The sequence below is a fragment of the Rhodovulum sp. HP10 genome (assembly GCF_047553435.1).
Classification (GTDB): Bacteria; Pseudomonadota; Alphaproteobacteria; order Rhodobacterales; family Rhodobacteraceae; genus Rhodovulum.
Window position 1 is genome coordinate 43079 of record NZ_CP180201.1, and the last position, 20905, is coordinate 63983.

Genomic DNA, 20905 nt, shown 5'->3' on the forward strand with positions numbered 1-20905 from the left:
ATGAAATCCCGCAAAACGTTAATTCGCAATTTTCGCAAAGGAAAGGGTGTCTTCGGGTTCAGGTCATGTCCCGATGCGGAATGCCGCAGCGCCATGCAGGCGGCGGGGAAGGGACAACAGGGGCGGGCGCTCAGGCCTCGGCGCGTCCGCTCCGGCTGCCACGCTCGCGATAGGGCGTGGTGTCGTAATGCGCGCGGTAGCATTTCGAGAAATGGCTGGGCGAGGCGAAGCCGCAGGCCAGCGCCACGTTGATGACGCTCATGTCGGTCTGCATCAGAAGGTTGCGCGCCTTCGACAGTCTCAGCTCCATGTAATAGCGCTTGGGGCTGCGGTTCAGATAGCGCCGGAACAGCCGTTCCAGCTGACGCGTCGACATGCCGACATCGCGCGCCAGCGTCGCGGGCGAGATCGGGTCCTCGAGGTTCTTCTCCATCACCTGGATGACCTGGCTGAGCTTGGGGTGGCGCACCCCGATCCGGGTCGGGACCGACAGCCGCTGGGTGTCCTGATCGGTACGGATCGAGGAATAGATCAGCTGGTCGGCCACCGCATTGGCCAGATCCTGGCCATGGGTCCGGGCGATCAGCGTGAGCGCGAGGTCGATCGAGGCGGTTCCGCCCGCCGTCGTCATCCGGTTGCCGTCGATCACGAAGACCGAGCGGGTCAGCTCGATCTCGTGGAAATCCTCGAGAAAGCCGTCCTGGTTCTCCCAGTGGATCGTCGCGCGCCGGCCGTCGAGCAGCCCGGCCCTGGCAAGAGCATGCGCGGCGGTGCAGATCCCGGCCATCGCAAGCCCCTTGCGCGCCTCGCGCCGGAGCCATGAAACCAGCGTCCGCGTGGTCGCCGCCTGGATGTCGAGGCCGCCGCAGACGATCACCATCTCGTCGCGCCCCAGCGGATCGAGGCCGATATCGGGTCTGACCCGCGTGCCGTTCGAGCAGCTCACCTCTTCGCCGCCCTCTGCGGCCAGGCGCCAGCGGTAGAGCGTCCGGCCTGCCATCCGGTTGGCGATGCGAAAGGGCTCGATGGCACCCGCGAAGCTCATCATCGTGAAGCGGTCGAGCAGGACGAAAACGAGGTCTTGCGTCCGCCCTTCGGCAGCGGCCGCCAAGCTTGGGCCGTATCTCTCGGGAGCTGCTGGCAAAGGTCCCTCCGCGCGTCTTGTCCGATCAGCGATACAGGTTTGCCTGCCGGGATCAAGGCCCGGCGCGGTGTTGCGCAGCGTTGCCGAACCGACCGTCCGGCGCGCGCGGATTGCATGCGGATCGCGGCGTGCCCGGGCACAGGGCGAATTCCGGGTAGCCGGATGCGCCCCGACGACCTATAAGGCCGGAACTGATGACGAGCATGGAACCATGACGATGACGACCTGGCAGAAATCGGATTGGCGTGCGCGCCCGCGGGTGCAGATGCCCGATTACACCGATCCGGCGGCACTGGCCGCCGTCGAGGCGCAGCTTGCCAAGTATCCGCCTCTGGTCTTCGCGGGCGAGGCCCGGAACCTGACGGCGAAACTCGGACAGGCGGCGCAGGGCAAGGCCTTCCTGCTGCAGGGCGGCGACTGTGCCGAGAGCTTTTCCGAATTTTCCGCCGACACCATCCGCGACACCTTCAAGGTGCTTCTGCAGATGGCCATCGTGCTGACCTGGGGCGCCAAGGTGCCGGTGGTCAAGGTCGGCCGGATGGCGGGCCAGTTCGCCAAGCCGCGTTCGGCCGCGACCGAGACCCTGAACGGGACCGAACTGCCCAGCTATCGCGGCGACATCGTCAACGGCTTCGATTTCACCCCCGAGGCGCGCATCCCCGACCCGTCGCGGATGCTGCAGGCCTATACCCAGGCCGCGGCTTCGCTTAATCTGCTGCGCGCCTTCTCGAAGGGCGGCTTTGCCGATATCCACCGGGTGCATGCCTGGACGCTGGGCTTTCTCGAGCGCGACGAGGCCGAGAAATACCGCGACATGGCCAACCGGATCAGCGACACGCTGGCCTTCATGACCGCGGCGGGCGTCAATGGCGAGACCATGAACGGGCTCTCGTCGGTCGATTTCTTCACCTCGCATGAGGCGCTTCTTCTGGAATATGAAGAGGCCCTGACGCGGATCGACTCGACCTCGGGCAACTGGATCGCGGGCTCGGGCCATATGATCTGGATCGGCGACCGCACCCGTCAGATCGACGGCGCGCATGTCGAGTTCTGCCGCGGCGTGATGAACCCGATCGGGCTCAAATGCGGCCCCTCGATGGTCGAGGACGATCTCAAGGTCCTGATCGGGAAGCTGAACCCCGACAATGTGCCGGGACGGCTGACGCTGATCTCGCGCTTCGGCGCGGGCAAGGTGGGCGATCACCTGCCGCGGCTCATCCGCGTGGTGCGCGAGATGGGGGCCGAGGTGCTCTGGGTCTGCGACCCGATGCATGGCAACACCATCAAATCGGCGAGCGGGTTCAAGACCCGGCCCTTCGATGCGGTGCTGCGCGAGGTGCAGGAGTTCTTTGCCGTGCACAAGGCCGAGGGCTCGATCCCGGGCGGGGTGCATTTCGAGATGACCGGTAAGGACGTGACCGAATGCACCGGCGGCGTGCGCGCCGTGACCGACGAGGATCTGTCCTCGCGCTATCACACCGCCTGCGACCCGCGGCTCAATGCCAGCCAGGCGCTGGAGCTGGCCTTCCTCGTGGCCGAGGAACTGTCGGCGCGCAATGACGCCGCGGCCGCTGCCGCGGCGATGTGATCGGGCCTGACGGGCAGGGGCGGCTTGGCGCCGCCGCTGCCCCAGTCTTGCCGCATTGCATGAGATAACGCCTGCATCTGTCTGATTTAAAATAAAAACCCCGCGCGCCTTCCTGGCGGGTGGGTGTCTTGATCCGGACGGGCGATCCCAGTCGCCCGGGCCCCGCGCAGGACAGTTCGGAAAATTCAGCAGGCCGGTTCGGGTTCCTCGACGCCGCCCTGGATGACCGTCAGTTTCGGGCGGCCACTCTCGCCCTCGGCAAGGGCAGGGCGCTGGGCGGGATTGGCGGTCTCGCCAAGGATCTGGAAGCGCCGGGGCGTCCAGCCGACGGTGCCGACCGTTGCCAGCGCACCGAGGATCTTGGCGGGGGTGCCGTTCTCGCGCGCCAGGGGCAGCAGCAACATGCCCGCGAACAGCGCCGCCCGGTTGTAGCTGCGCGGCGAGATCAGCGTCAGCCGGAGCGCTGTGCCATCGCCGGTCATGAGCGCCTCGATCTTGTCTTCCAGCTCCGGGCGCGATTCCGGCAGGATCATCGCCGAAAGCGGCATGCCGCGCATGTCCATGCCCATCAGATCGGTCATGTGCTGGCCGGTCAGCCGCAGCCGCAGGTGGCGCGGCGCCATCGCCTCGGCCACGAAACAGTTCGACAGCGCCCGGGAGAAGCCGCGCGGGTCAAGCTGGGTCCGGCTGGGCAGACCGCCCTGATCGTCGCGCAGCTGCGTCCAGTAGCGTTCGATGTCGTCCAGGGCGGACAGGGCGCCACCGGTTCGATATCCCGACAATGCGATCACCGCAGCGCGGGGATGGGTCTCGGACTCCGCCATGGCAGTCTCCTTGCATCTCGGTATCGCCGCGGGCAGCGTGACCGCGACATTGTCGCCCCCTGCCATAAGTGCTATCGCGGGACGATCCCCGTTGAAAGGAATTTGCCACAAAATGGCCACGTATTCGCGCCTTTTCTATACCGAAGGTTAACGGCTCCATGTTGCAGTCGATGACCGCCTTTGCCGCCCGGTCCGGGCAGACGGAAACCCATGCCTGGACATGGGAATTGCGCGGCGTGAACGGCAAGGGGCTCGACCTCCGTCTGCGCCTGCCGGACTGGGTGCCCGGGCTCGAACCCGCGGTGCGCGCGGCGGTCCAGAGCCGTGTGACGCGCGGCAGCCTGACCCTGAACCTGCGCATTTCGGCCCGCGATTCGGGGCGGGGCGGGCTGCAGATCGACCCGGCGGCCCTGCGCTCGGTGCTGGCGATGCTGGGTCATGTCGAGGCCGAGGCGGCCCGTCAGGGGCTGTCGCTTGCGCCGTCGAGCGCGGTCGAGATCCTCGCCTTGCGCGGGCTGGCCGAGAGCGCCGAGCCCGAGCCCGAGACCGCCCCGCTCCTGGCCGCGCTGAGCGCCGATCTGACCCCACTTCTTGACGAATTCATGACAATGCGGGCCAGCGAGGGCGCGGCACTGGAACGGGTGCTTTGCGACCATCTCGCCACAATTTCGTCACTGACCGACCGCGCAGCCGAGGCCGCCGAGGCCCGACGCGACCAGATCGGGGAAACGCTGCGGGCGAGCCTCGCCCGGGTGATGGAGGCGGCCGCGGGGGCCGATCCCGACCGGGTGGCGCAGGAACTGGCGCTGATCGCGGTCAAGGCCGATGTCACCGAAGAGCTCGACCGGCTCCGCGCCCATGTCGCCGCCGCCAGGGCGCTTCTGGCCTCCGGCGAGCCGGTCGGTCGCAGGCTCGACTTCCTGATGCAGGAATTCAACCGCGAGGCCAACACGGTCTGTTCCAAGGCCCAGTCGGCCGGGCTGACCCGGGTCGGGCTTGACCTCAAGGCGGCCATCGATCAGATGCGCGAACAGGTCCAGAACGTGGAGTAAGAACCGATGGCGGCACGGCGCGGATTGCTGATCATCCTGTCCTCGCCCTCGGGCGCGGGCAAATCGACCCTGGCCCGCAGGCTGCGCGCCTGGGACCCCGAAATCGCGTTCTCGGTCTCGGCCACGACCCGGGCGCCGCGGCCCGGCGAGATCGACGGCAAGGATTACCATTTCCTGACCGAGCCTGCCTTCAAGGCCCAGGTGGCGCGGGGCGCGATGCTGGAACATGCCCATGTCTTCGGCAATTTCTACGGCTCGCCCGAGGCGCCGGTGCGGGCCGCCATCGAGGCCGGGCAGGACGTGCTGTTCGATATCGACTGGCAGGGGGCGCAACAGATCCGCGCCTCGGCGCTCGGCCCGAACACGCTGTCGGTCTTCCTGCTGCCGCCCTCGATCGCCGAGCTGCGCCGGCGTCTGGTCGACCGAGGCCAGGACACAGCCGAGACCATCGCCGGACGGATGCAGAAAAGCTGGGACGAGATCAGCCACTGGGACGGCTACGATTTCGTGCTGGTGAACGACGATCTCGACGCCACCGAAGAGAAGCTCAAGACCATCCTGACCGCCACCCGCCTGAGACGCAGCCAACAGCCCGGCCTGACCGGGCATGTGCGCGCGCTTCAGGCCGAATTCGAGGCCCTGCCATGACCCTCTACACGCTTGACGGAGTTGCGCCGACCCTGCCCGAGGACGGCGATGTCTGGATCGCGCCCGATGCCAATGTGATCGGCAAGGTGATCCTCGGGACGGGCGCCTCGGTCTGGTTCGGCGCCACGCTGCGCGGCGACAACGAGCCGATCACGGTGGGCGAGGGGACCAATATCCAGGAAAACACCGTCTGCCATACCGATATGGGCTATCCGCTGACCATCGGCGCGGGCTGTACCATCGGCCACAAGGCGATGCTGCATGGCTGCACCATTGGCGAGAATACCCTGATCGGGATGGGCGCGACGGTGCTGAACGGGGCCAGGATCGGGCGGAACTGTCTGATCGGCGCGGGGGCGCTGGTGACCGAGGGCAAGGAAATCCCCGATAACAGCCTGGTGATGGGCGCGCCTGCCAAATTCGTGCGCCAGCTCGATGCCGATGCGATCGAAGGGCTGCGCCGGTCCGCGCGTCACTATCGCGAGAATGCCGCGCGCTACCGCACCGGTCTGACGGCCGGGTGAGCGCGAAGGTGCCGCTGGGCGGCAGCGCCGTCTTGCGCCGATCCTGTCGACCGCGGCGGAAGCCCTGCTAATGCCGCGCGCGCGGGATCATATGCACCGTCAGCTTCGGACAATGCGCGGCGATTTCCCGCCGGATGATCTCGGTATCGGGCAGAACCGGGGTCACCACGACGTAAAGCCCGCGATAGCCGCCGAGCTGAAGCTGCTGGGCCAGGTCCATCGCGTCGAACTCGTCGGTCAGCAGCGGCGAGACGATCATGTCGACGCATTGGATCGACGACAGCGCGGCCTGCACCAGGGCATAGGGCAGATGTTCGCAACGCGCTCCGGCGAAAGGCATTCCCAGTTGCGGTTGTTCGAGCTGATCGAATCCGATCAGAAGCACCATTCCGGTGCTGGTGATCGCGGAGGCCATCTGCGCGGATCGGTCTGTGCTGGTGTTTCCCATAGTCGCACTCCCTTTGGCGACTGGCCGTGATGGCCCAATGTCTGAACAAACTCGGTTAACCAAACTGTCAACATGTCTGTTACGCCATGCACACTTGTCAGCCTATAGCGCGAGACCGTCCAATCTGGCAATTGCCTAAAGGTCGGTTCCGTCGCGTTTGGCCGTCACGTCAGGGGCGACCGGGGTCATTGCTGCAATGGGGTGAAAGGTGAACGAATCTCTCGGATTGTCGATCATCGCCGGGGTGCCGGTTCCGGTTCTGCTGATCGGGGCGGACGAGCGGATCAGCGGCATGAACGGCGCCGCCGAGGCGCTGTTCGGGGCGGCCGGCGCCGGGCGGCATTACATCACCGTCCTGCGCCATCCGGCGCTGCTCGACTGCGTCGAGGAGGCCCTGCGGCTGCGTCAGCCCCGCCGGGCGCGCTATCCGCGCAGCGCGCTTGGCCGCGACACGACCTATGACGTCACCGCCAGCCCGCTCGTCGGGGTCGCTGCGGGCGGCGTGGTGCTCAGCTTTACCGACATTTCCGATCTCGAGCAGGCCGGGCAGATCCGTCGCGATTTCGTCGCCAATGTCAGTCACGAACTGAAGACGCCGCTGACCGCACTGATGGGGTTCATCGAGACGCTGCGCGGGCCTGCGCGCGATGACGAGGCGGCGCGCGAGCGGTTTCTCGGCATCATGGCGCGCGAGGCCGAGCGCATGAACCGGCTGGTGGCCGACCTTCTGTCGCTCAGCCGGGTCGAGGCCGAGGAACGGATGCGGCCCGGGGCGCGGGTCGATGTGGCGGCGCTGTTGCGCAGCGCGGTGCAGACCCTGCGCCCGCTTGCCGAGGAGGCCGGGGTCGCGCTGACGCTGAGCGGGGCCGAGGCGGAGGCGCCTGTGCTGGGCGACGAGGACCAGCTGACCCAGGTGTTTCACAACCTCATCGAGAACGGCATCAAATATGGCGGCTCGGGCGGCGTGCTGCGGCTGGAGATGACCCGCTCGGAACGCGAGCTGGCCTTTCGCGGCCCCGGCCTCAGGGTCGACGTGATCGACGAGGGCGAGGGTTTCGACCCGGTGCATATCCCGCGCCTGACCGAGCGGTTCTACCGTGTCGACAACCACCGCTCGCGCGAGATGGGCGGCACCGGTCTGGGGCTTGCGATCGTCAAGCATATCGTCAACCGGCATCGCGGCCGTTTCCGCATCGACAGCACGCCCGGCAAGGGAAGCACGTTTTCGGTGACGCTTCCAACGATTTAGCAACCTGAGGCGGCAGAATTGCGTATCGACACAAGATGTCGCGGCCGGGCCGGGCGCTTGTCATGAAACCGTTACGCATTTGTCACAAAAGATTGGCGACGCAGGATTACGACCCGCCCGAGGCCGCCGGAAACCGGGTGGCCAGAACCAATCAGGAGCTTTCCATGTCCCTTGCGAAACTGACCGCCTCGGCACTGGCCATCGCCGCCGTTTCCGCGACCGCCGCCGCCGCGCGCGACAATGTGCAGGTGGCCGGGTCCTCGACCGTGCTGCCCTATGCCTCGATCGTCGCCGAGGCCTTCGGCGAGAATTTCGACTTTCCGACCCCGGTGGTGGAATCGGGCGGCTCCTCGGCCGGCCTGAAACGCTTCTGCGAAGGCGTCGGCGAAACCTCGATCGACATCGCGAACGCGTCGCGCGCGATCAAGGACAAGGAAGTCGAGGCCTGCAAGGCCAATGGCGTCTCGGACATCATCGAGGTCCGGATCGGCTATGACGGCATCGTCTTCGCGAGCCAGCTGAACGGCCCCGCCTTCACCGCCTTCACGCCCGCCGACATCTATCGCGCGCTGGCCGCCGAGCTGCCGGTCGACGGCAAGATGGTCGCCAATCCGAACGCGACCTGGGCCGATGCCAATCCCGAGCTGCCCGCCGTCGACATCGCCGCCTTCATCCCCGGCACCAAGCATGGCACCCGTGAAGTGTTCGAGGAAAAGGTCCTGATCCAGGGCTGCGAAGAGACCGGCGCGATGGCCGAGATGGAAGCCATGGGGCTGGACGAGAAAGCCGCCGAGAAGGCCTGCAAGACCGTCCGCACCGATGGCCGCTCGGTCGATATCGACGGCGACTATACCGAGACGCTGGCCCGGATCGATTCCAACCCGAACGGCATCGGCGTGTTCGGACTGGCCTTCTACGAGAACAACACCGACACGCTGAAAGTGGCGACCATGTCGGGTGTCGCGCCCTCGACCGAGACCATCGCCTCGGGCGATTACCCGGTGTCGCGCCCGCTCTACTTCTACATCAAGAAGGCCCATATCGGCGTGATCCCCGGCCTGAAGGAATTCGCCGAATTCTTCGTCTCTGACGAGATGGCCGGCCCCGACGGCCCGCTGGCGGCCTATGGGCTCGTGTCCGACCCCGAGCTGGCCGCGACCCAGGCGAAGGTTGCCAACGAAGAAACCATGAGCAACTAAGCCCTCGGCTTCGGGGCGGGCGGCGGACCGGCTGCCCGCCCCGGTTCGAGGGATTGTCATTTCAAAGACGGAGCGGTCATGCCTGTTTTCTGGCTCGTCCTCATCCTGCTCGCCCTGGGCGCGCTCGGCTTCGTGCTGGGACGGCGCCGGGCGCTTGGCGGGGCGGGGGGCGACATACGCCTGCTGCATTCGCTGCCGGCCTATTACGGCACCAATGTGGCGCTTGTGACCATGGTTCCGGCCTTCCTGATGCTGGGGGTCTGGCTGCTGGTTCAGCCCGTCGCCATCGATGCGCGGGTTTCGGCGCTGCTGCCCGAGGCCGCCATCACCGGGGGCACGACACGCGGTCTGGTGATGAGCGATGTGCGCCGGGTGGCCGAGGGGCTCGACAAGGCGGTGGCCGAGGGCGAGATGACCCGCCGCGAGGCGCGCGACATCCGCGCCGGCTTTACCGATATCCGCAACCGGCTGGGCGCGGTCGGCGTGGCGCTGGGATCGAATGTCGGCGCGCCCGAGCTTTACGCCGCTCAGCGCTATCGCACGCTGTCGGGCGAGGGCCGGATCGCGATGACAGTGGCGGTGCTGGCGCTGGCGATGGGCGGCTTCGCGCTGTCGCTGATCCGCACCACGCCGACCTTCCGCGCCCGCAATTCGGTCGAGACAGGCATCCGCTATGCCCTGATCTTCGCCGCGACCGTCGCCATCCTGACCACCATCGGCATCGTGCTGTCGCTGATCTTCAACACCATCGATTTCTTCCGGCTCTATCCCGCGCGGGAGTTCTTCTTCGGCACCACCTGGAGCCCCAGCTTCGGCGGCGGCTCCGAGCTTGGCATCCTGCCGCTTCTGTGGGGCACCTTCTACATCTCGGTCATCGCGCTGGCGGTGTCGGTGCCGATCGGGCTTTTCGCGGCACTTTACCTGTCGGAATACGCCTCCTCCCATGTCCGCGCCGTCGCCAAGCCCATGCTCGAGGTGCTGGCGGGCATTCCCACCATCGTCTACGGGCTGTTCGCGCTCTTGACGGTCGGGCCGCTGCTGCTGAAGGTCTTCGGCCAGGACGGGATCGGGCTGATGCAGGCCGGAACGGCGGTGATTACGGCGGGGCTGGTGATGGGCATCATGCTGATCCCCTTCGTCAGCTCGCTGTCCGATGACATCATCAACGCGGTGCCGCAATCGATGCGCGACGGCTCGCTCGGGCTGGGCGCGACCCGGTCCGAGACCGTCAAGCAGGTGGTGCTTCCGGCAGCGCTGCCGGGCATCGTGGGCGCGATCCTGCTGGCCGCGAGCCGGGCCATCGGCGAGACCATGATCGTGGTGCTGGGGGCAGGGGCCGCGGCCAAGCTGTCGATGAACCCCTTCGATGCGATGACGACCGTGACCGCCAAGATCGTCAGCCAGCTGACCGGCGATGCCGATTTCGCAAGCCCCGAGGCGCTGGTCGCCTTCGCGCTGGGGATGACGCTTTTCGTCATCACGCTGGGGCTGAACATCTTTGCCCTTTATATCGTGCGCAAGTACCGGGAGCAGTACGAATGACCGACATCCCCGTCTCGGATGTGCGCCCGGTTCCGGCCGCACCCGCCCGCACAGGCTCGCTTTTGACGGCCGATGCCCGCACCCGCCGCCGCAACGCCGCCGAGACCCGGTTCCGGCTTTACGGGATCGTGGCGGTCGGCATCGGGCTCTTCTTCCTCGCGGCGCTGCTTTACGCCATCGTCACCAACGGGATCGGCGCCTTCCAGCAGACCGGCTACACGCTGCAGATCGAATTCCGCGAGGATGTGCTGGACAAGACCGGCACTCGCAATCTGGACGATATCAAGTCGGTCAAGACCTTCGCCTATTCGCCGCTGCTGCGCGAGGCGATGCTGCGCGAGATCGAGGCCCATGGCATCGAGACGCCGCTGGCCGATGCCAAGACCAAGGGCTTTTCCTCGCCGCTCGACAAGCTGTTCTCGGACGGGGCACGCTCGACCCTGCGCGACATGGTGCTGGCCGATCCAAGCCTGATCGGCCAGACCGTGACGGTGCGCATCCTCGCCTCGTCGCGGGTCGACGGCTATCTCAAGGGGCGCGTCAGCCGCGCCTCGATCGAGCGCGACAAGAACCTCGACGCGGCCCATCTGGATCTGATCGACAAGCTGCGCGAGGCGGGCATCGCGACCAAGGCCTTCAACCTTGCCTTCATCACCGGGCCCGACGCCTCGGATGCGCGGCCGGAACAGGCCGGGATCGGCGTCGCCATGCTGGGGTCGTTCTACATGATGATCGTGGTGCTGGCGTTGGCGCTGCCGATCGGGGTCGGGGCCTCGATCTATCTCGAGGAATTCGCGCCGCAGAACCGCATCACCGACCTGATCGAGGTGAATATCTCGAATCTCGCCGCCGTGCCCTCGATCGTCTTCGGGATCCTCGGGCTCGCGGTCTTCATCCAGTTCGTGCATCTGCCGCAATCCGCGCCGCTGGTCGGCGGGCTGGTGCTGTCGCTGATGACGCTGCCGACCATCATCATCTCGACCCGCGCCGCGCTGAAGGCGGTGCCGCCCTCGATCCGCGATGCGGCCCTGGGGGTAGGGGCCTCGAAGATGCAGGCGGTGTTCCACCATGTGCTGCCGCTGGCGATGCCCGGCATCCTGACCGGCACCATCCTCGGGCTGGCCCAGGCGCTGGGCGAAACCGCGCCGCTTCTGCTGATCGGGATGGTGGGCTTTGTCGCCTCGAACTATCCCGACGGCGTCGCCTCGGGCTTCATGGCGCCGAACTCGGCCATGCCGGCCCAGATCTACGAATGGGCCAAGCGCGCCGATCCGGCCTTCTATGAACGGGCCTGGGGCGGCATCATCCTGCTGCTCGTTTTCCTGATGACAATGAACATCATCGCCATCCTGCTGCGCCGCCGCTTCGAGCGCCGGTGGTGATCGGCTGCGAAAGGACCTCCGACATGTATGACAATTCCGATCTTGCGCGGGCGACGGTGACCGGAGAGACCAAGATCGCGGCCCATGGCTGCCAGGTCTATTACGGCAACAGCCAGGCCATCCGCGATGTCGATATCGATATCGCGGACAAGACCGTGACCGCCTTCATCGGCCCCTCGGGCTGCGGCAAATCCACCTTCCTGCGCTGCCTGAACCGGATGAACGACACCATCGACATCTGCCGGGTCGAGGGCGACATCCGTCTGGACGGCGAGGACATCTACGATCCGCGCGTCGATCCGGTGCAGCTGCGCGCCAAGGTCGGCATGGTGTTCCAGAAGCCGAACCCGTTTCCCAAGTCGATCTATGACAATGTCGCCTACGGGCCGCGCATCCACGGGCTGGCCCGCAGCAAGGCCGATCTCGACGAGATCGTCGAGCGCTCGCTGCGGCGCGCGGCGATCTGGGACGAGGTCAAGGACCGCCTGCAGGCACCCGGCACCGGGCTTTCGGGCGGCCAGCAGCAACGGCTCTGCATCGCCCGCGCCGTCGCGACCGAACCAGAGGTTTTGCTGATGGACGAGCCCTGCTCGGCGCTCGACCCGATCGCCACCGCCCAGGTCGAGGAGCTGATCGACGAGCTGCGCACGCAATATTCGGTGGTGATCGTGACCCATTCGATGCAGCAGGCCGCGCGCGTCAGCCAGCGCACCGCGTTTTTCCATCTCGGCAGTCTGGTCGAATATGGCGAGACGGCGAAGATCTTCACAAATCCGGGCGATCCCCGCACCGAGAGCTACATCACCGGCCGCATCGGCTGAGAAAGGACCTTTCATGTCGGATGTGATGAAAGACCCGCATATCGTCAAATCCTACGACCGCGACCTCGAATCTATCCAGGCGCTCATCATGAAGATGGGCGGGCTGGTCGAGATCGCGATCCTCGAGGCCGCGACCTCGCTCGAGGCGCGCGACGAGGAACTGGCCGAGCGCGTGCGCGACGGCGACAAGGCCATCGACGCGCTCGAGGAACAGGTCAACGAGGAGGCCGCGCGGCTGCTTGCGCTGCGCCAGCCCTCGGCCGGCGATCTGCGCACGGTGCTGTCGGTGATGAAGATCTCGGCCAATCTCGAACGCTGCGGCGATTATGCCAAGAACATGGCCAAGCGCACCGGCGTCCTGGTGCAGATGGCCCCGATGGAGGGCGCGGCCGGGGCGATCCGGCGGATGGCCAAGGCGGTCGAGCTGATGCTGAAGGATGCGCTCGACGCCTATATCCAGCGCGATGCCGAACTGGCCGAGGATGTGCGCCAGCGCGATCTCGAGGTCGACCAGATGTATAATGCCTTGTTCCGCGAATTCCTGACCTTCATGATGGAGGATCCGCGCAACATCACCGCCTGCATGCATCTGCATTTCATCGCCAAGAACATCGAGCGGATGGGCGATCATGTCACCTCCATCGCCGAGCAGGTGATCTACCTGGCCACCGGCCACATGCCCGAGGACGACCGGCCCAAGGCCGACCGCACCTCGGTCGAAACGCTCAGGAGTTGAGCCGATGAGCCCGAGCGAACAGCCGACCATCCTGATCGTCGAGGACGAACCCGCGCAGCGCGAAGTTCTGGCCTACAACCTGCAGGCCGAAGGCTTCCGGGTCTCGAAGGCCGAGAATGGCGAAGAGGCGCTTTTGCTGGTCGAGGAGCACGCGCCCGACATCATCGTGCTGGACTGGATGCTGCCCTCGGTCTCGGGGATCGAGGTCTGCCGTCGTCTGAAGACCCGACCCGAGACCCGGGGCGTGCCGATCATCATGCTCTCGGCCCGCTCGGAGGAGGTCGACCGGGTCCGCGGGCTGGAAACCGGCGCCGACGACTATGTGGTCAAGCCTTATTCGGTGGTCGAGCTGATGGCGCGGGTCCGCGCCCAGCTGCGGCGCACCCGTCCGGCGACCGTGGGCCAGCGGCTCGAATTCGAGGACATCCTGCTCGATGCCGAAACCCACAAGGTGTTCCGTTCGGAAAAGCCGTTGAAGCTCGGCCCGACCGAATTCCGGCTGCTCTCGACCTTCATGGAAAAGCCCGGCCGGGTCTGGAGCCGCGAACAGCTTCTCGACCGGGTCTGGGGGCGCGACATCTATGTCGATACCCGCACCGTCGATGTCCATATCGGGCGGCTGCGGAAGGCGCTGTGCCAGCATGGCGGCCCGGATCCGGTGCGCACGGTCCGCGGGGCAGGCTACGCCCTGGGCTGAGGTCGGCCGGGCATTTCCGGTCGAGTGTTTCCGTTCGATTGTTTCCGGCCCGGCGTTTCCGATTTTTTTCCTCAGGAATTGATCCCGGCGCGGGCGGTCCCTATGCTGCGCGCGGGTTCGGGGCGGCTCAGGACGCAGCCGGCCGCGATGATCTGAGCGAGCAGGGGATCGGAAAGATGAAACGAACCGGTACGGGAGCCGGACTGGCGCTGGTTGCGGCGCTGCTGGCAGGCGGCACGCTTGGCGCTGCCGAGCCGGAGGAGGGGGCCTACAGCTCTCCCGAGGCTTTCGGCGAGGCGTTGTTCTTCGACGTCAATCTCTCGAAGTCGCGGAGCCAGGCCTGTGCCACCTGCCACGATCCGGACCATGCCTTCACCGACCCGCGGCCGACGCTGGCCGGGCGGGCGGTCTCGCTCGGTGCGGATGGGCAGTCGCTTGGCGACCGCAACACGCCGACCGCCGCCTATGCCCGGTTCTCGCCGCCCTTCGGCCGGCGCGCCGACGGCATCTATATCGGCGGCCAGTTCCATGACGGCCGCGCCGCCGGTCTGGCCGAGCAGGCGGCCGGACCGCCGCTGAATCCGATCGAGATGGGGCTCGACGATGTCGGGGAGGCGGCCGCCCGCATCCTCGAGAATCCGCGCTATGGCGCGACGCTGAGCGCGCTTTACGGCGACGCGACGCCCGACGATCCCGAAGCCGTCTTCCGCGCCGCGACCTCCGCCATTGCCGCGTTCGAGGGGACCGATCGTTTCGCGCCCTTTGATTCCAGATATGACAGATACTTGCGCGGCGAAGTTCAACTGACGGACAAGGAAGAGCTTGGCCGGCTTCTGTTCTTCTCGCAGCAATTCACCAACTGCAATCTGTGCCATCAGCTGCGCAAGTCGCCGATGGCCGCGGATGAGACCTTCACCGATTACAGCTATCACAATATCGGCGTTCCGGCGAATGCGGCAGCGCGCGAGGTCAACGGCGCCGCAGGGCCAGATCTCGGGCTTTTGGCCAATCCGGCGGTCGAGGATCCTGCAGAGGCGGGCAAGTTCAAGGTGCCGACGCTGCGCAACGTGGCCGTGACCGGACCTTACATGCATAATGGCGTGTTCGAGGAACTGCGCACCGTCATCCTGTTCTACAACAAGTACAACAGCAAGGCGGCGGCGCGCCAGATCGACCCCGAGACCGGTGCGCCCTGGGCCGCGCCCGAGGTTCCGGACACGCTCTCGATGGACAAGCTCACCACCGGGCCGGCGCTCGATGACGAACGGATCGACGCACTGGTTGCGTTTCTCGAGACGCTGACCGACAGCCGTTATGAATACCTGCTGGACCGGGACAGCGTCACGGTCGGGGCCGGAGGTGCCCACGCAGACCCGTGACCGCCAGCGCCCGAAACCGCTTAGGGGCCGGTCGCGCCATTTCCGCATTCTGCCGCGTGACGGGCGGGCGTTTTTTTCATGTCGGGGCCGTGGCTTGCGGGACAGGAAGAGGGATTTCCGGCGTCACGTCAGATCTTATGGCCATCCAGAGAGAGAGCGGCGATTCAGGGGGGTGGCTCCGGCTGGGCTCCGGGAGCGAAGAGTGGTGCTGTCCCGCACCGCCAGATCATGATCCGATAATCATGATTATGTAAACAAATGATGCTGTCGCGCTGCGCCGGAAGCTGCGACCAATTCGACATTCCCTGCAACTCAGGGGTTTCCTTCGGTCCCTCCCTCGTGTTCCAATTGACGGAACAATATGCCCTGATAACAAAGGCTAGACGGTGCCTGACCGAATTTGCGCCCGAAAAACCATCCTCCTGCAGTCGTCACGGTTCCAGATATCCGGACGCGCCTGCACTTTGGCCGCGCTCGACAGTCCCCGCAGGCCTGCACTAAGAGACCTTTTCGGAGGGTAACATTATGACAGCCAGAATTCAGCGGGTCGCTTTGTCGTGCCGGCATGCACGACAACGCGGCCGGATGGGGTCTTCATGAGCCTCGAATACATGAGCGCATTGATCGCCGCGCGCAGCCTCGAGGAACTCTGGGCGCTTCATACCCGCAAGATGGCCGCTTTCGGCTTCGACCGGCTGATCTATGGCTTCACCCGCTTTCGTGCCGCCAACAGTTTCGGCGACCGAGACGACGTGATCGTGCTGTCGAACCATTCGCCCGAATATGTGCGCAATTTCGTCGACAAGGGCCTCTACAAGAACGCCCCCATGGTCCGCTGGGCCGCGAAGCATGAAGGCACCAGCAGCTGGCGACTGGTCTCCGACCGGCTGGCGCGCGGCGAGCTGACGCCGGAGGAACTGGACGTCCTGAAATTCAATCGAGACATGGGCGTGATCGCAGGCTACACGATCAGCTTCTGCGAGATATCGGTCCGTTCCAAGGGCGCGATCGGCCTGACGGCGCGGCCGGGGCTGAGCCAGGACGATGTCGATCGGATCTGGGCCAAGCATGGCGACGTGATCCAGCTGATGAACGATGTGATGCATCTGAAGGTACACAACCTCCCTTATGCCGCGCAGCGCCCGCCCCTGACGCCACGCCAGCGCGAGGTTCTGGAATGGGTCGGCGACGGCAAGACCACGCTCGATATCGCCACCATTCTCGGCGTCACCCAGGCTACGGTCGAAAAGCATCTCCGGCTCGCCCGCGAGTCGCTGGATGTCGAGACCACCGCGCAGGCCGTGTTGAAGGCCTGGTTTCAGAACCAGATCTTCCGCGCCGAGTCGCCATAAGCAGGTTCTTGCCCGCATCGCTCCGACCGGAAATGACGCAACGTTATATCGGGGCGGTTTTCACACAACAACACCTCGCCTAAAGGTTGAAATCATTTGATTTTTTAACCAATATAAGTACGGATTACCATACTATCTTTTCGGCCGGTAAGTAGGCAATTTTTAGCCGTTCCGTGAGTGGTGGCCTTGGGCCAGGGAACATGATCGGTGCTGAATCGCATCTTTTCGCGGTGAACGCCGGACCGGGAGACCGGAGCAGGATTGGACTGTCTATTGTTCGTCGGTCTGGTTCTGCGCCTTTTCGGTCAGGCTGCCCGATCCAACGGGCGGCTTACGGAAAGGCCAATAGGGGCGGCGGGCTATTTAGGGGGGCCTCGCCGCCCCTCTCATGTGTCAGGAACGGCCTTTTACGGGCTACCGATCCTGTAGTGCCCCCTGCCCCGTTTCCGCCAGTTCCGAGCCCCGCACGATGGAGCCGCCACCGCGGCGTTCGGCAACGTAAAGCGCATTCTCGGCACGTCGCAACGCCGCCTCGAGATTTGCTTCGCCGAAGGCCGACATGCTGATCCCGATGGCGGCGACCGGCCGGTCCGGCTCCGGCCTCAGCACCTGTTCCAGGCGTTCGCCGATCCGGGCCAGATCGGACTCGCTCGGCACATGAGCCACCACCATGAGCATGTCCCGCCGCCAGCGCCCGATATTGTCCTCGGCGCGAAGATTGCGGACCGCGCGCCGCAGCGCCGACTGCATCTCGCGCTCATCTGCCTCCGGATCGGCGCCGCGACCGCCAGGCCGGGGAGCGCAGAGGATCACCCCGACCGGCCCCTTGCCGTCGATCAGATCCCGGTCGGGCCGGAACCTGCAGGCCCGCCCGGTCACCGGGTCGAACAGTTCGGCACGCGCATCCGCACGGGCCGTCCGCTCCAGCAGCACCCCGACCGTCAGCACCAGCGCCAGCTGCGTCGCCCCGAACAGCCCCAGCAGAGGGGGCAGCAACAGCCGCGCCGATGCCGCCTGAGGCGCCAGATGCAGGGTCACAATGCCCACGAACCATGGCCCGATCAGCGCCAGAGCCAGAAGCATGCGCATCCGGCGTCCATGTCCCTCATGCGAGAAGAGCGGGCGCAACAACCGTTCCGCGCGCAGGATATGCGTCATGGCAAGACCGGCGAGAACCATGCAACTCAGCGAAAAGGCGGAAACCGGGCGCCCCCAGATCGTTGCCTCGAACAGATCCGTCATGGTGCTCCACCAGATCCCGGCCCAGGCCGCCGCCAGCACTGTCATTGCCGCTCCGCGATGAAATGGCTGGAGGGCAAGGCAGAGATGCAGCGTCATGAGGGCATAGGTTGTGGACAGATCGAAGGAGACGGGCCCCGGCATCCGCCCGGGCCAGAGCGCGACGGCCTCGCCCAGATAGGGGCCACCCGGCAGCAGCCCTTCGATCAGGCGCAGCCCGGCGAGCACCGCGACGCAGCCTCCGAGCATGCTCCACCAGAGAAGCTTCAGCGCTTTCCAGCCCCGCAACAGCACCGAAAGCGCGAACAGCACGAAGCCGAGAGCCTCGGCCGGATGCAGCACGGGCACATGGCGCGAAGCGGCGTTCAGGATGGAATGCAGCATGCCGAAGGTCGCGATGGTCAGCAGCGCCAGGCCGAGGAGGCGAAGCGCCTGAGGCGTTGGCAGCTGGGTATGGCTGGTCGTGGTCGAATGGAACAAGATCGGGCACCCCGGTGAGACGGCAGATCGGTCTCGCCAGGGTAACTTTTCGCGCCTAAATCGGAGTTAAGGTTAATAACTCTGCGTCAGAGACACGCAAAGCGCGCTCCGGGTAACCAAATATTAAACCTGTCGCGGCCCTATCCTGAGGCAGTTTTGTGTCGAGCGAGCATCAGGATGGCAAGCGAAGGCCAGAGGCCCCGAAAGACCCTGACGATCCGGCTTCTGGGCCTGGCCATTCTGATCGCGATCGGTCTGGGGCTGCTGCAGAACCTGATCGATCCGCCCGAAGACAGTGCGGCCGCGCTGCATCTTCTTCCGGCGGTCGGATTTTCCCTCTTCGGAGGGCTCTTTTTGCTCGGCCGCCGCGCGCCCGGCCTGCGCCGCCCCGTTCGGATTCTGGCTTGTATCGTCGCACTGCTGGCAACCGAACGACTGTTCGAAGCCGCCAGTCCCGGCTGGGCCCGGATCATCGGGCATCCCTTGCTTGCAGACAGCCTGGAGAGAATCGCACCGCAGGGCCTTCTCTCGGTCGAGACCGCCTTCGTGCTGGCGATGCTCAATATGGCGCTGCTGGCGGAAGCGCATCAACGCCAGACGGCGCTCTTGTTTCTTGCAGCGGCCTGGGTCGGCACCACCATGGGCATGCTCAAGCTCGCCTTCAACCTCACGATCTGGCGCGGAGAGATGTCTCCCTATGCGCTGGCGATCATGATCCTGGTCTGTTCGGCCCAGACGCTGAACCTGCGGGATCAGCCCTTGCTGCGACCGCTCTTCGCCCGCACCAGCTATGGGACCTATACCCGTGCACTTGTAAGCGGGGCGCTGCTCGTGCCCTGGATATCGGGGTTTCTCTACGTCCTCAATGTGCGCCCCGATCCGGCCAGCCATCTTGCGCTGGAGCTGGCCTTCGGCTTCATCGGCTGGATCATGCTGGCGCTGGTGCTGGCGATCGGCCATCTGATGGAGAAATCCAGCCTCGCGCTCGAATACGCCGCCCGGCACGATCCTCTGACCGGGGCGTTGAACCGGCGCGGCCTGTCGGTGGCGCTGAGCGAGCGCACCGAGATCCGTGGCGTCGTGCTGTTCGATCTCGACCACTTCAAGACGGTCAATGACATGCTGGGTCATGACGCGGGCGACAGGTTGCTCTGCAACATCGCGCAGGTCGTCACCCGCTCGCTCGGCGACAGCGATCTTCTTGTCCGCTGGGGCGGCGAGGAATTTCTTCTGGTGATGACCAGTTCTGCCGAGGTGCTTCTGGTGCAGATGGCGGAACGGCTGCGCCGGACCATTGCCGCCCAGGCGTCGATGCGGATCGGGGCCATGCCCTATCCGGTCAGCGCCTCCTTCGGGGTCAGCATGGTCAGGCCCGGCGAGGACGGTATCGGGTCGGCCATCCGCCGCGCCGACAAGGCGCTTTACGCCGCCAAGATCCGAGGCCGCAACCGCGTCGTGTCGGCCGCCTCCCTTGAAGAGGCCGACAGCGATCCCCTCTCCGCCGCCACCCAGAGGAGCGACGAGGCGACGCCGCCGCGTCTGGCCTCGTGAAATCCCCCTGCCCCGCGCCTCGCGAGCCGGAATGAAAAACGGCGCGGCACCGTCCGGGTGCCGCGCCGCCTGTTTCTGTCAGCCTCGGGGCTCGATCAGCCCTGGACGACCTTCGCCACTTCGGCCGCGAAATCTTCCTCGGCCTTCTCGATGCCTTCGCCGACCTCAAGCCGGACAAAGCCGGTGATGGTGGCGCCGGCGGCCTGGGCCGCGGCCTCGACGGTCAGGTCGGGGTTCACCACGAAAGCCTGACCCATGAGCGTCGATTCCGAGATGAATTTCTTCATCCGGCCGGGAATGATGTTGTTGGTGATCACCGCCTCGGGTTTCGGCTTGGCGGCGGTGGCATTCTCGTCCAGCGCCTTGGCGGTCTGAACGGCAAGTTCCTTCTCGAGCACGGCCGGATCCATATCGGCCTCGGACAGCGCCGCCGGGTTCACCGCGGCGACATGCATCGCCACCTGACGCCCGAAGGCCTCGTCGCCGCCGCTCATTGCGACCAAGACGCCGATCTTGCCCATGCCCTCGGTCGCCGCGTTATGGACGTAGGCCACGACCTGCTCGCCCTCGATCCGGGCCATCCGGCGCAGGGTCATGTTCTCGCCGACGGTGGCGATCTTGTCGGTCAGCGTGTCGGCCACCGACTTGCCGCCGAGATCGGCCGCTTTCAGCGCCTCGAGATCGTCGACGCCAAGCGCCGCCTTGGCGATATCCGAGACCATCGCCTGGAATTCGGCATTCTTGGCAACGAAGTCGGTTTCCGAGTTGACCTCGACCGCGACCCCCTTGCCGCCCTCGACGACGACGGCCACGAGTCCCTCGGCGGCGGTGCGGCCGGATTTCTTGGCGGCCTTGGCCAGCCCCTTGGTACGCAGCCAGTCGATGGCGGCATCCATGTTGCCGTCATTCTCGGTCAGTGCCTTCTTGGCATCCATCATGCCCGCGCCGGTCTTGTCGCGCAGTTCCTTCACCAGTGCAGCGGTGATCGCCATGGTTTGGCTCTCCTCGTAATCCTTGGGTGACCGGGCGGGCTCTAGCCGCGCCCGGTAT

Annotated in this window: 19 protein-coding genes; 14 read left to right on the forward strand and 5 right to left on the reverse strand. The window is 65.8% G+C overall.

Going from position 1 to position 20905, the window contains the following annotated elements; all coding sequences use genetic code 11:
* Positions 1-130 precede the first annotated feature (130 nt).
* Positions 131-1111, reverse strand: coding sequence for a GlxA family transcriptional regulator (locus tag ACK8CO_RS00240; RefSeq protein WP_414897730.1), 981 nt, complete (start codon positions 1109-1111; stop codon positions 131-133).
* A gap of 250 nt (positions 1112-1361) precedes the next feature.
* On the opposite strand from ACK8CO_RS00240, the gene ACK8CO_RS00245 reads away from it, so the two are divergent.
* Positions 1362-2732 carry a class II 3-deoxy-7-phosphoheptulonate synthase gene (locus ACK8CO_RS00245; protein WP_080616362.1) on the forward strand — a complete coding sequence of 457 codons (1371 nt, stop codon included), beginning with the start codon at positions 1362-1364 and terminating at the stop codon, positions 2730-2732.
* Between the two features lie 185 nt (positions 2733-2917).
* On the opposite strand, the gene ACK8CO_RS00250 is transcribed toward ACK8CO_RS00245, so the two are convergent.
* Positions 2918-3556 carry a PAS domain-containing protein gene (locus ACK8CO_RS00250; protein ID WP_196774226.1) on the reverse strand — a complete coding sequence of 213 codons (639 nt, stop codon included), beginning with the start codon at positions 3554-3556 and terminating at the stop codon, positions 2918-2920.
* Between the two features lie 158 nt (positions 3557-3714).
* On the opposite strand from ACK8CO_RS00250, the gene ACK8CO_RS00255 reads away from it, so the two are divergent.
* The 3 genes from ACK8CO_RS00255 to ACK8CO_RS00265 are packed head-to-tail and all read left to right on the forward strand — an operon-like array spanning position 3715 to position 5780.
* Entirely contained in the window at positions 3715-4608 is an 894-nt protein-coding gene (locus ACK8CO_RS00255) for a YicC/YloC family endoribonuclease (protein WP_414897731.1), read from the forward strand.
* Positions 4609-4614: 6 nt separating this feature from the next.
* Positions 4615-5256: a guanylate kinase gene (gene gmk, locus ACK8CO_RS00260; RefSeq protein ID WP_155774004.1), complete on the forward strand. Its 642-nt coding sequence runs from the start codon at positions 4615-4617 to the stop codon at positions 5254-5256.
* Positions 5253-5780 (forward strand): gamma carbonic anhydrase family protein, encoded by a 528-nt coding sequence (locus tag ACK8CO_RS00265; protein WP_414897732.1) that lies wholly within the window; start codon positions 5253-5255, stop codon positions 5778-5780. The genes gmk and ACK8CO_RS00265 overlap by 4 nt, the downstream gene beginning before the upstream one ends.
* Before the next feature lie 67 nt (positions 5781-5847).
* On the opposite strand, the gene ACK8CO_RS00270 is transcribed toward ACK8CO_RS00265, so the two are convergent.
* Positions 5848-6228, reverse strand: coding sequence for a hypothetical protein (locus ACK8CO_RS00270; RefSeq protein ID WP_080616359.1), 381 nt, complete (start codon positions 6226-6228; stop codon positions 5848-5850).
* 208 nt (positions 6229-6436) lie between these two features.
* Between ACK8CO_RS00270 and ACK8CO_RS00275 the strand changes: the two genes are divergently transcribed.
* From ACK8CO_RS00275 to ACK8CO_RS00315, 9 genes are all read left to right on the forward strand, one after another.
* On the forward strand, positions 6437-7477 hold the full coding sequence (locus ACK8CO_RS00275) for an ATP-binding protein (protein ID WP_414897733.1): 1041 nt from the start codon (positions 6437-6439) through the stop codon (positions 7475-7477).
* A gap of 164 nt (positions 7478-7641) precedes the next feature.
* Positions 7642-8676: a PstS family phosphate ABC transporter substrate-binding protein gene (locus ACK8CO_RS00280; RefSeq protein ID WP_080618002.1), complete on the forward strand. Its 1035-nt coding sequence runs from the start codon at positions 7642-7644 to the stop codon at positions 8674-8676.
* Positions 8677-8754: 78 nt separating this feature from the next.
* Positions 8755-10218 carry a phosphate ABC transporter permease subunit PstC gene (gene pstC, locus ACK8CO_RS00285; RefSeq protein WP_414897734.1) on the forward strand — a complete coding sequence of 488 codons (1464 nt, stop codon included), beginning with the start codon at positions 8755-8757 and terminating at the stop codon, positions 10216-10218.
* The gene (gene pstA, locus ACK8CO_RS00290; protein ID WP_414897735.1) at positions 10215-11600 is read left to right on the forward strand and encodes a phosphate ABC transporter permease PstA; all 1386 of its coding nucleotides are present in this window, start codon (positions 10215-10217) and stop codon (positions 11598-11600) included. The genes pstC and pstA overlap by 4 nt, the downstream gene beginning before the upstream one ends.
* A 23-nt stretch (positions 11601-11623) precedes the next feature.
* A complete protein-coding gene (gene pstB / locus ACK8CO_RS00295) occupies positions 11624-12421 on the forward strand; it encodes a phosphate ABC transporter ATP-binding protein PstB (protein ID WP_080616356.1) in 798 nt (265 codons plus the stop codon).
* 25 nt (positions 12422-12446) lie between these two features.
* The gene (gene phoU / locus ACK8CO_RS00300) at positions 12447-13157 is read left to right on the forward strand and encodes a phosphate signaling complex protein PhoU (protein ID WP_414898981.1); all 711 of its coding nucleotides are present in this window, start codon (positions 12447-12449) and stop codon (positions 13155-13157) included.
* A 4-nt stretch (positions 13158-13161) separates the two neighbouring features.
* The gene (gene phoB / locus ACK8CO_RS00305) at positions 13162-13854 is read left to right on the forward strand and encodes a phosphate regulon transcriptional regulator PhoB (RefSeq protein WP_414897736.1); all 693 of its coding nucleotides are present in this window, start codon (positions 13162-13164) and stop codon (positions 13852-13854) included.
* 176 nt (positions 13855-14030) lie between these two features.
* Positions 14031-15233, forward strand: coding sequence for a cytochrome-c peroxidase (locus ACK8CO_RS00310; protein ID WP_414897737.1), 1203 nt, complete (start codon positions 14031-14033; stop codon positions 15231-15233).
* A gap of 596 nt (positions 15234-15829) precedes the next feature.
* Entirely contained in the window at positions 15830-16585 is a 756-nt protein-coding gene (locus ACK8CO_RS00315; protein ID WP_080616346.1) for a LuxR family transcriptional regulator, read from the forward strand.
* A 414-nt stretch (positions 16586-16999) separates the two neighbouring features.
* Here ACK8CO_RS00315 and ACK8CO_RS00320 read toward each other — a convergent pair whose 3' ends face one another.
* Positions 17000-18304: a hypothetical protein gene (locus ACK8CO_RS00320; protein ID WP_414897738.1), complete on the reverse strand. Its 1305-nt coding sequence runs from the start codon at positions 18302-18304 to the stop codon at positions 17000-17002.
* A gap of 177 nt (positions 18305-18481) precedes the next feature.
* Here ACK8CO_RS00320 and ACK8CO_RS00325 point away from each other — a divergent pair, with 177 nt between their 5' ends.
* Positions 18482-19855, forward strand: coding sequence for a diguanylate cyclase (locus ACK8CO_RS00325; protein WP_414897739.1), 1374 nt, complete (start codon positions 18482-18484; stop codon positions 19853-19855).
* Positions 19856-19950: 95 nt separating this feature from the next.
* Here ACK8CO_RS00325 and tsf read toward each other — a convergent pair whose 3' ends face one another.
* Positions 19951-20847 carry a translation elongation factor Ts gene (gene tsf / locus ACK8CO_RS00330; protein ID WP_080616343.1) on the reverse strand — a complete coding sequence of 299 codons (897 nt, stop codon included), beginning with the start codon at positions 20845-20847 and terminating at the stop codon, positions 19951-19953.
* Positions 20848-20905: the final 58 nt, after the last annotated feature.